Below are 8862 nucleotides of genomic sequence, written 5' to 3' on the forward strand. Positions count from 1 at the left end.
TTCCTCCTTCGCATGGCTCATATGAAAACTAGTCGCTGGTGGAATACCTCGGGACTTCCTACGGTGAAGACCATGATTTCTTTTCTTGGTTTGGGACATATGGGCGCCCCCATGGCTCGGCGGCTCGTGGAGGCCGGGCACAAGGTGACGGTGTGGAACCGCACCCCCCGAACGGTCGAGGGGGCCGCCGCCGCGGCGTCGCCGGCCGAGGCCGTGGCCGGCGCTGATGTGGTCATCACGATGCTCAGCGACCCCACGGCGGTGAAGCGGGTGCTCGCGGACGCGGCGCCCGGCCTGCGTTCCGGAGCGCTGGTCGTGGAGATGTCCACGATCGGGCCCGAGGCGGTGGCCGAACTCCGTGACCGGCTTCCCTCACAGGTGGGCCTGGTGGACGCGCCCGTGCTGGGCAGCGTGCAGCCCGCGGCGGACGGCACGCTGACGGTGCTGGCCGGTGGTCTGCCCGGGGATCTGGCGCGCTGCCGTGCGGTGCTGGAGGTGTTCGGCCAGGTCCGGGAGGCAGGCGGGCCGGGTGCGGGAGCAGCGATGAAGCTGGCGGTGATGAGCGCGCTGGTTCCCGCCCAGGTGCTGCTCGCCGAGACCGTCGCCTACGCCGAGGCGACCGGCGTGGACACCGGGGCGCTGCTCGACGTGCTCGGCGGGACCCCGCTGGGAACGCTCGTCGAGCGGGTCCGCCCGGTTGTCGAGAACGGCCCGCCGGCGACGCGCTACGCCCTCGGCCTGGCGGCCAAGGACCTGGTGCTGGCCTCGCACGAAAGGCAGACACTCGCCGCGGCGGCCAGGGACAGGCTTCTGGACGCCTCCGCCGCCGGGCTGGGCGAGGCGGACCTGACGGCCGTCTTCGGGCACGTGGGCACGGCGCGCCGCCCCCGGGTGGAGAAGCTGAACCCGGCGTCGGTCCCGGCGACCAACGGCTACTACTCCCACGCCGCCAGGGCGGGGGACCTGCTGTTCGTCTCCGGCCAGGTGGCGCTGGACGCCGAGGGGCGGGTGGTCGGCGAGGGCGACATGAGGCGCCAGTCGGAACACGTGATGGAGCTCCTGGCGCGCATCCTCGCCGACCAGGGGTGCACCTTCGACGACGTGACCCATATCCGGACGCACCTGACCGACATGTCGCTGCTGCACGAGTACGGGAGCGTCCGGAGCCGCTATTTCACCGGACAGCCCCCGGCCAGCACGACCGTGGAGGTGTCACGGTTGTTCCGGCCGGGGCTGCTGATCGAGGTGGAGGTGATCGCCGCTATGCCAGCGAGCCGGTGACCGACTCCGCCGCGGCGACGATCGCGTTGCCCGCGACGAGCTGGACCACCGACTCGATCTCCGGGGCGAGGAAGCGGTCCGGGCCGGGGCCGGGGACGGTCTCGCGCAGGGAGGCCACCACGGCTCCGGTCGCGGGGGCGGGCCGGTGCGGCGCGCGCAGGTCGAGCGCGCGGGCCGCGGTGAGGACCTCGATCGCGAGGACCCGGGTGAGGCCGTCGACCGCGCGGCGCAGCTTGCGCGCGGCGGACCAGCCCATGGAGACGTGGTCCTCCTGCATGGCGGAGCTCGGGATGGAGTCCACGCTCGCGGGCGCGGCCAGGCGCTTGAGCTCGGAGACGATCGCCGCCTGGGTGTACTGGGCGATCATGTGCCCGGAGTCGACGCCGGGGTCGTCGGCGAGGAAGGCGGGCAGGCCGTGGCTGCGGGCCACGTCGAGCATGCGGTCGGTGCGGCGCTCGGACATGCTCGCCACGTCGGCGACCACGATGGCGAGGAAGTCGAGCACGTAACCCACGGGGGCACCGTGGAAGTTGCCGTTGGACTCCACCCGGCCGTCGGCCAGGACCACGGGGTTGTCGATCGCGGAGGCGAGCTCCCGCGCGGCGACCGAGGCCGCGTGCGCGAGGGTGTCGCGGGCGGCCCCGGCGACCTGCGGGGCACAGCGCAGGGAGTAGGCGTCCTGGACTCGGGTGCAGGAGCCGTCCCGGTGGGAGTCCATGATCCCGGAACCGGCCAGGAGGGCCCGCAGGTTGGCGGCGCTGGCGGCCTGGCCCGGGTGCGGGCGCAGGTCCTGCAGGTCGGCGGCGAAGACGCGGTCGGTGCCGAGCAGCGCCTCCACGCTCATGGCCGCGCTGATGTCGGCGGTCTTGAACAGCCGGTCGAGGTCCTCCATGGCCAGGATCAGCATGCCGAGCATGCCGTCGGTGCCGTTGATGAGCGCGAGCCCTTCCTTGGCGGCCAGCTCGACGGGCTCGATGCCCGCCCGCTTGAGTGCCTCGGCGGCGTCCACGCGCTCTCCGGACGCGTCACGGACGACGCCCTCGCCCATGATCGTGAGCGCCACGTGGGAGAGCGGCGCGAGGTCGCCCGAGCAGCCGAGGCTGCCGTACTCGTGCACTACGGGGGTGATCTGCGCGTTGAGCAGGCTTTCCAGCACCTTGGCGGTCTTCGGGCGCACACCGGTGTGGCCGGTGGCGAGGGTGTGCAGGCGCAGCAGCATCAGCGCCCGGGTGACCTCGGTCTCCACCTCCGGGCCCGACCCGGCAGCGTGCGACCGGACCAGGGAGCGCTGCAGCTGGGCGCGGAGCGAGGGGTCGATGTGCCGGGTGGCCAGGGCGCCGAAGCCGGTCGACACCCCGTAGGCGGGGGTGGGGCTCTCGGCGAGTTCGTCGACACGGGTGCGGGCCGCGGCCATGGCCGCCACGGCGTCGTCGGTGAGACGTACGGGGGCACCGTACCGGGCCACCCTGATGACCTCGTCGAAGCTCAGCGGCTCCGGCCCGATGTTCACGACCGCGTTGTCGCCCATGGTGTCACTCTCTCGCGCTAGGTAACTGGCGTATGCGATGTTAGCCCCTTACAGGTAAAGATCGCCGCTATGACTTTCATGCCCGATTAGGTAATTTTCACCGCCCGCCACACTGGCCGGCGCCGAAATTGGGTACGGTCGGGCAACTCATCGAACATTTGAGCGAAACTATTCGCACGACAGGCGGGCTGACACGCTCCGGTTTGGGGAGTCGGCGAGTATTCGCTAGAGTTCTACCCGTGAGCCCGGGGCACCTCCCGGGTGACACATGCGGAAGTGGCTCAGTGGTAGAGCATCACCTTGCCAAGGTGAGGGTCGCGGGTTCGAATCCCGTCTTCCGCTCGGAAGGGGCTCCGGCCCTCACTCGGTGGAGTGGCCGAGAGGCGAGGCAACGGCCTGCAAAGCCGTGTACACGGGTTCAAATCCCGTCTCCACCTCTGGTTTTCAGCGAGGACGATTAGCTCAGCGGGAGAGCGCTTCCCTGACACGGAAGAGGTCACTGGTTCAATCCCAGTATCGTCCACCACCGCCCATGACATCTATGGGCTGACCAGGTCGAATGGCCGTCAAGGTCCCAATTCGGGGGCTTTGGCGGCCTTCTGGTTTTCTGGCCGGTGTCCGTTGTTCCGGGCTGTTGCCGGTCTCGGTGCTGGTGTTGTGCCGACCCGCGACGACCCTCGACCCGCTTGGGCGTTCCCCCAAAGGGACTTGACTGTTCTCCGCACGCAGCGAAACATCCAGACGAATCCGATCTCCGACTACACCCGGTTCGGCATGGCGGTAGACCGCCACAGCATCCCCGCTGGTGATCAGATTCATTACCTCGATCGAGTGGCGGCCGAGCGGCCTGCGCCGTTTCCAGGTTTCAGCGCTGCCTGAAGGCCCGGCGGTAGTCGCGGGGCGGCACGCCGCGGCGGAGCGCGAACTGCTCCCGGAACACCGCGGCGCTGCGATAGCCGACCTGGTGAGCGATGTTCTCGACCGATAGATCGGTGGTCTCCAGGAGCTCCTCGGCGAGGTTCAGCCGCTGGGCCAGCAGCCAGGCGTGCGGGGTCGTGCCGGTGGCGGCCTTGAAACGACGGGCGAAGGAACGGCGGCTCATCAGAGCGCGGGCGGCGAGATCGTCGACGGAGATCCGGCGGTCCAGCCCGGCCCTGGCCCAGGCGATCACCTCGGACAGACGCTCGTCATCACCATCGTCCGGGACGGGCGCGGGCAGGTACTGCCGCTGACCACCGCTGCGGTAAGGCGTGGTCACCAGGTCGCGGGCGATCGCGTTGGCTCGCCCGGCACCGTGCTCGCGACGGATCAGGTAGAGGCAAAGATCGATACCCGCCACGGCACCCGCACCGGTGACGATGCGGCCCTGGTCGACATAGAGGGACTCGGGACGGACCCGCACGGCCGGATGGCGGGCGGCCAGATCGGCGGCGAAACGCCAGTGGGTGGTCGCCTCCAGCCCATCCAGCAACCCGGCGGCGGCCAGCAGGAACGAGCCGACACAGTGCGCGGCGATGATCGCTCCCCTGCCATACGCGGCGCACAAGGCGGCAAGAACCGCCCGCGGCGGATCCGCGCGAAACTCCACCCCCGGCAGAGCCAGCACCAGATCCGCACCGGCGAGCCGGTCCAGGCCGTGCTCGACCGGCAGGGGCAGACCGAGATCGGTGCGCAGCGTACCGGGCCGCTCGGCACAGATGACGAAATCGAACCCGGGGCGGCGGAAGATCTCGTTCACGACGCCCAAGCCCAGCGCGGTGACCCCCTGCGGGGCATAGGCGGCGACCGACCGAAACTCTGGCACGAAACCCACGATAATGAGTATTTCAGCCACTGTTGGAGCGATCGCGCCGCCGTCAGACTGCTTTCCATGACCGACGCACCCAGCGGCCGCTCGGCCGCCTTCCATATCCTCGCCACCGGCTACACAACCTCCACGGGACCCGGCGTAGCCGCAACCGTGTCCTACATCACCGAGGGCGACCTCAAAATCGTGGTGGACCCCGGCATGGTCGCGAGCCAGTCCGTGATCACCGACGCGCTCGCCGGCCTCGGCCTCACCACAGACGACATCACCGACGTGGTGCTCAGCCACCACCACCCCGACAACACCCTCAACGTCGGCCTGTTCGGCCAGGCCCGGGTCCATGACCACAAGGCGATCTACCGGGGCCATGAGTGGACGGATCGGGACGCCGAGGGCCACGAGTTCTCCCCCTCCATCAAGCTGATCGCCACTCCCGGCCACAGCACCGAGGACATCACCCTCCTGGCCGGTACCGCCGAGGGTGTCGTGGCCTTCGCGGGCGACCTGTGGTGGCGGGCCGACGGCCCCGCCGACGACCCGGTCACCATCGACCGCCACGTCCTCCGGGCCAGCCGGGAGCGCGTGCTGGCCATCGCCGACCTCATCGTCCCCGGCCATGGCGCACCCTTCGCCCCGACTGCGACCACGCCGCGCTGACACCCGGGAACGCCAAGGCCTACGACCGGACCAAGACCTTCACCGACCCCCGCCTCTGGCGCCGCCATCATCGACCGGCCCACCTTCGGCGGCAACATCATCGAAACCGGTACCCCGTCCTACCGCCTCGCCGGACAAGGGCTCGAGCCGGGGAACGAGGACGGCGGAACAACCCCCGGTTCTGAGGGGACTTTCGCGAGATGCGACCAGTTCCGGCGGCCGTCACAACCGGTGGTTTCTGAGGAGAGTAACTTCTGGTGCATCGCCGCGCCGTGCTAGCCGTGTGCGGCGCGCTTCGCGGCATAGGCCTGCCGCCACTCCTCGGCCGCCTGGATCATGGTCTGACCGACGTGCTCGAAGAAGTGGCCGATGTCCTGCAGCCGGGAGCCGGCGGGTGTGGTTGCGCCGAGGATCTGGGCGCCTTGACGGGCGAAGTCGGCCAGCATGGCGTTCTGGCGGGCGCTGGCCATCCAGCCGCGGAACCAGGCGTCCGCGTCGATGACGTAGCGGTCGCGCCGCCGGCGGGGGTCGCGTTCGCGGCGTATCAGCTCCTGCTGTTCGAGTTCGCCGACGGCCTTGGAGATGGAGGCGGGGCTGACCTGGAGGCGCCGGGCGAGCTCGGCGGCGGTCAGACTTCCGCTGTCGGTGACGTACAGGCAGGTGAGCACCCGGGCCGTCATCCGTGACAGACCCGTGCCGACCATCATCGCGGTGAACTGTTCCTCCAGCTCGTGAACCGCCTCGGGGTCGCGCCCGTGCGCGTCGACTGCGGCAGGCGGGGCCTTGGCCGAGGTCGGCTTGTGGCGGCGAGCGCGCCCTTGGGTCGCCTGCTGTGCCTGGTCGGCCCGGTAGCCGCCGGGGCCGCCGTTGCGGGCCACCTCCCGGGTGATGGTGGAGATGGGCCTGTCCAGAGCGCCGGCGATCTCGGTGTAGGTGAGTCCTTCGGCCAGTCCCTCGGCGATCTTCTGCCGGTCCTGGTGGGTCAGTCTGCCTCCGGGCATCGGTCTTGCCTCCGTGTCACGTCTTCTGGTGTGGCCAGTATTGCGTTCGCAGGCACTCCATTGCAAACAAGTCGAGACTGGACTTGCATTCGCCTTCATCATCATTGCAAGACTTGATGGCCTTTACCTGCAAGTTCGCGATTTTCACTATTTTCTAGATTGACAAATTTATGAAAGCAAATTAGCTTTTAGTCATTCGCAAACAAGCGACGTGGTCGGAGCCCCCGGACGAGGGCGGCTCGTCGCCGTGATCGGAGCCCCCTCATGACTTCCTTCCTCACCCCCTTGCGCACCTGGCACCGCCCGCTGGTGGTCTGCGCGACCCTCATGCTGGGCCTCGTGCCGGCCGCCGGCGTCGGGCTCGTGGTGGACGGCCGGACCCTGCTGGATGAGTCGGTGTGGGTCAAGCCGCTCAAGTTCGGCTTCGCCTTCGCCCTCTACGCCGGCACGCTGGCGTGGCTATTGACCAAGCTGAGCAAGGGAAAGCGGCTGGGCTGGTGGGTCGGCACCGTCTTCGCTCTGACCGCGATCATCGAGGTCGGCGCCATCACGATCCAGGCGGCGCGCGGCACCATCAGCCACTTCAACGCCAGCCAGAGCGACCCCGTCACCCTGGCTCTGGTACCCGTCCTCACCTACGGCGTAATGATCATCCTCATCACGCAACTGGTCCTGGCGATCGTCGTGCTGATCCAGCGCACCGGCGGCGCCGCGCTGAACCGGGCCATCCGCGCCGGACTCGCCCTGGCCGTCTACGGCATGCTCGTGCCTGTCTACTGGATGGTCACCGAGATCCACCCCCGCACGGTGACCGACGCCAACGGCGCCCAGGTCCCGATGTACCAGGGCCACGGCGTCGGCGACCCCGACGGCCACGGCATGCCCCTGACCGGCTGGAGCGTGACCGGCGGCGACTTCCGGGTACCGCACTTCTTCGCCCTGCACGGCATCCAGGCGCTCCTCCTGCTCGCCGCGGTGCTGACCGCCCTGGCCGCCAAGCGCGCCTGGCTGCGCGATGAGAAGGTGCGCGCCCGCCTGGTCGGCGTCGCCGCCTTCGGCTACGCCGGGCTGGTCGCGGTCGTGACCTGGCAGGTCGGACGCGGCCAGTCCCTGATCCACCCCGACGCCCCGACCCTCGCCGCCTTCGCCGCGCTGGCGCTGATCACCGCGCTGGCCGCCGCAGGGGTGATCGCCGCCGCCAAACGAGTCTCCGCGACTACGGCCGAGCCTGTGCGGCATCGCCAGATGGCGCGCTAAGAACCTCCGCTTGACCCGATATGTGATCGGGCTCAGGTGGGCTCGATCTTGCTGAAAGGAACTGAAATGACCAGAACTCTTTCTGTTAAGGCAGGGCTGCTCATCGCCGCGTTGGCCGTGACGGCGTCCACGGTGGCGACCCCCGCAGCATCCGCGGACACCGCGCCCGGTCACCCCGCGATGCAGCGCGCCCTCGACGCTGCCGTGGCCGAGGGGGGCGCCCCCGGCATGGTCGCCGAGGTCCGTGACCGCCGCGGCAGATGGTTCGGCTCGGCGGGCGTGGCCGACACCACGACCGGCCGCAAGCGGCAGCAGCGCGAGCGGTTCCGCATCGGGAGCACCACCAAGACCTTCACCGCCACTGTGGTCCTGCAACTGGTCGCGGAGCGGAAGCTGAAGCTCGACGACACCGTGGAGAAGTGGCTGCCCGGCCTTGTCCAGGGCAACGGCTACGACGGCAGCAAGATCACCATCCGCATGTTGCTCAACCACAGCAGCGGGATCTTCAACTACGGCAACGACGAGGAATTCTTCGCCAAGGGCGTAGGTGAGGCCTGGTACGAGCACCGCTACGACTCCTACACCCCCGAGCAGCTGGTGAAGATCGGCCTGGCCAACGCCGCCGGGCCCTACTTCGATCCGGGCAAGGGCTTCGGCTACTCCAACACCAACTACTACCTGGCCGCCATGATCATCGAAAAGGCGACCGGAAAGACCTACGCCCAGGAGCTGCACCAGCGCATCATCCGCCCGCTCGGCCTGACCGGAACCTACCTGCCGGGAAGTGAGGCGAAGATCCGCGGCACTCACCCGCGGCACTACTCCACCCTGTTCTCCCAGGACCCCAACCCCAAGATCCACAACGCGACCGAGATGAACCAGTCCTTCGCCTGGGCGGCCGGCGGCATCGTCTCGACCACCGGTGACCTCCAGCGCTTCTTCAGCGCGCTGCTGGGCGGACGCCTGCTGCCGCCCGCCCAGCAGCACGAGATGTTCGCCAACCCCGTCGACACCAGCGTGAACGGCAAGGCCCACCCGTGGATCCCCGGCACCCGCTACGGACTGGGCGTCTTCACCCAGAAGCTGTCGTGCGGCGTCGCGGTCTGGGGCAATGGCGGTGCCACCTACGGCTCCTGGACCTACGCCATGGGCTCCCGCGACGGCAAGCACCTGCTCACCAGCCAGGTCAACGGCGACTGGAGCGGCCTGAGCGTCTTCACCGACGTGCTCGACGCCGAGTTCTGCCCGGCCGGGTCCCGATAGCCGCCACGCGGTAGGGCTCGGGGCGGCCCAGGAAGGTGCCGCCCCTGCCCTTCCCGGTTCTGGGGATG

Annotated in this window: 8 protein-coding genes and 3 tRNA genes; 8 read left to right on the forward strand and 3 right to left on the reverse strand. The window is 69.3% G+C overall.

The features are described 5' to 3' along the window. Positions 1-72: 72 nt before the first annotated feature. Complete coding sequence (locus ACFY2X_RS39505) at positions 73-1281, forward strand: NAD(P)-binding domain-containing protein (RefSeq protein WP_389948213.1); 1209 nt, start codon at positions 73-75, stop codon at positions 1279-1281. On the opposite strand, the gene hutH is transcribed toward ACFY2X_RS39505, so the two are convergent. Then, a complete protein-coding gene (gene hutH / locus ACFY2X_RS39510; protein WP_389948215.1) occupies positions 1262-2809 on the reverse strand; it encodes a histidine ammonia-lyase in 1548 nt (515 codons plus the stop codon). The genes ACFY2X_RS39505 and hutH overlap by 20 nt on opposite strands. 270 nt (positions 2810-3079) lie before the next feature. Between hutH and ACFY2X_RS39515 the strand changes: the two genes are divergently transcribed. The 4 genes from ACFY2X_RS39515 (at position 3080) to ACFY2X_RS39530 (ending at position 3688) form a co-directional block, all read left to right on the forward strand. Next, a tRNA-Gly gene (locus ACFY2X_RS39515) sits at positions 3080-3151 on the forward strand. Positions 3152-3175: 24 nt separating this feature from the next. Beyond that, a tRNA-Cys gene (locus tag ACFY2X_RS39520) sits at positions 3176-3246 on the forward strand. Positions 3247-3260: 14 nt separating this feature from the next. Beyond that, a tRNA-Val gene (locus ACFY2X_RS39525) sits at positions 3261-3335 on the forward strand. 131 nt (positions 3336-3466) lie between these two features. Next, the gene (locus tag ACFY2X_RS39530; protein WP_389948217.1) at positions 3467-3688 is read left to right on the forward strand and encodes a DUF6879 family protein; all 222 of its coding nucleotides are present in this window, start codon (positions 3467-3469) and stop codon (positions 3686-3688) included. Here the strand turns inward: ACFY2X_RS39530 and ACFY2X_RS39535 are convergent. After that, positions 3675-4613 carry a GlxA family transcriptional regulator gene (locus ACFY2X_RS39535; protein ID WP_389948220.1) on the reverse strand — a complete coding sequence of 313 codons (939 nt, stop codon included), beginning with the start codon at positions 4611-4613 and terminating at the stop codon, positions 3675-3677. The two genes, ACFY2X_RS39530 and ACFY2X_RS39535, sit on opposite strands and share 14 nt — an antisense overlap. Before the next feature lie 66 nt (positions 4614-4679). On the opposite strand from ACFY2X_RS39535, the gene ACFY2X_RS39540 reads away from it, so the two are divergent. Continuing rightward, positions 4680-5273: an MBL fold metallo-hydrolase gene (locus ACFY2X_RS39540; RefSeq protein WP_389948222.1), complete on the forward strand. Its 594-nt coding sequence runs from the start codon at positions 4680-4682 to the stop codon at positions 5271-5273. A 275-nt stretch (positions 5274-5548) separates the two neighbouring features. Here ACFY2X_RS39540 and ACFY2X_RS39545 read toward each other — a convergent pair whose 3' ends face one another. After that, positions 5549-6274, reverse strand: a complete 726-nt coding sequence (locus ACFY2X_RS39545) for a helix-turn-helix domain-containing protein (RefSeq protein WP_389948224.1) — start codon at positions 6272-6274, stop codon at positions 5549-5551. A 264-nt stretch (positions 6275-6538) separates the two neighbouring features. On the opposite strand from ACFY2X_RS39545, the gene ACFY2X_RS39550 reads away from it, so the two are divergent. After that, entirely contained in the window at positions 6539-7531 is a 993-nt protein-coding gene (locus ACFY2X_RS39550; RefSeq protein ID WP_389948226.1) for a hypothetical protein, read from the forward strand. Between the two features lie 66 nt (positions 7532-7597). Further along, positions 7598-8794, forward strand: coding sequence for a serine hydrolase domain-containing protein (locus ACFY2X_RS39555; RefSeq protein WP_389948228.1), 1197 nt, complete (start codon positions 7598-7600; stop codon positions 8792-8794). Positions 8795-8862 lie beyond the last annotated feature (68 nt).

It is taken from the genome of Streptosporangium sp. NPDC000396 (genome assembly GCF_042898655.1).
GTDB lineage: Bacteria > Actinomycetota > Actinomycetes > Streptosporangiales > Streptosporangiaceae > Streptosporangium.